A 979-nucleotide genomic window follows, 5' to 3' on the forward strand; every position below is an offset into this window, starting at 1 on the left:
CTCGTCGTCGTCGACCCGGGTGCGCGTGTGGATCTCGGGCACACAGTTCGAGACCTGGAAGCACACGCAGTTGGTGTTGGACGCCGTCCCGGGCCGGGGCTCGGGGTTCAGTCTCGAGAACCCGACCGGCAGGCGGTTCCTGTCGCGGGCCCGGACGTTCGACGCGGCCGAGCAGGAGGCGTTGGCGGCGTTCCCGCCGCGTACGGGAGCGGACCTGGAGGAGTAGGCGCGGGGGCCGGTCCTGGTGCCGCAGTTGGTGATTCGCGCAGATGAGACGGGGTCCGGCGGTAGCATCGGGACATGGATACCGACCGTCCGGCACCCGTTGATCCCCTCGACGCCGAGGTCGAGTTCCTCACGCCCGGGCTGCGCTCGGATCTGCTCGAGCGGTGGAACGAACCGCGGCGTCGCTACCACAACGAGACGCACCTGCGCGCGGTGCTGCGTGCGGTCGACGCCCTGGAGTCGGACGGCGAGGCGTTCGACGGGACCGCCGTCCGGCTGGCCGCGTGGTTCCACACCGCGGTGTTCGACCCCACGGAGTCGGAGAACAACGACAAGTCGGCGGCGTTCACCGAGAAGGCGCTCGACCCGGCCGCCCCCGTCGGCGAGGTGGCGCGCCTCGTGCGGCTCATGGGCGGGCACCGGGTCGATGCCGGGGACCTCAACGGCGCGGTCCTGTCCGATGCCGATCTCGCGGTCCTGGGGGCCGACCCGGAGACGTACGACACCTACACGCAGGACGTCCGCCACGAGTTCGCGCACGTGCCGGGCGAGCGGTTCGTGGCCGGGCGGATCGCGTCGCTGGAGGCGCTACTCGAGCGGAGATCGGTCTTCCTCACGCGGGCCGGCCGCGACGCGTGGGAGAAGCAGGCGCACGCCAACCTCAACCGCGAACTCGGACTGCTCAGGGCCGGCGCGTCGGCGTAGTCGCCGGTCCCCCGCGCCCCCGCCGGGCCCCGCCCGCAGCCGTCGGGAA

The 979-nt window shown here is 72.5% G+C and carries 2 protein-coding genes; both read left to right on the plus strand.

The genetic code is table 11. The features are described 5' to 3' along the window. A partial coding sequence (locus G6017_RS15305) for a DUF779 domain-containing protein (protein WP_182618114.1) occupies positions 1–226 on the plus strand: 226 nt, incomplete at its 5' end. Positions 227–300: 74 nt separating this feature from the next. Then, positions 301–930, plus strand: a complete 630-nt coding sequence (locus G6017_RS15310) for an HD domain-containing protein (protein ID WP_182618116.1) — start codon at positions 301–303, stop codon at positions 928–930. Positions 931–979: the final 49 nt, after the last annotated feature.

The sequence above is a fragment of the Dietzia sp. B44 genome (assembly GCF_014145245.1).
Classification (GTDB): domain Bacteria; phylum Actinomycetota; class Actinomycetes; order Mycobacteriales; family Mycobacteriaceae; genus Dietzia; species Dietzia natronolimnaea.

Bases quoted from the DNA above. Each gene is read 5' to 3' on its own strand.
- G6017_RS15310 (WP_182618116.1), top strand. From the start codon at position 301: ATGGATACCGACCGTCCGGCACCCGTTGATCCCCTCGACGCCGAGGTC.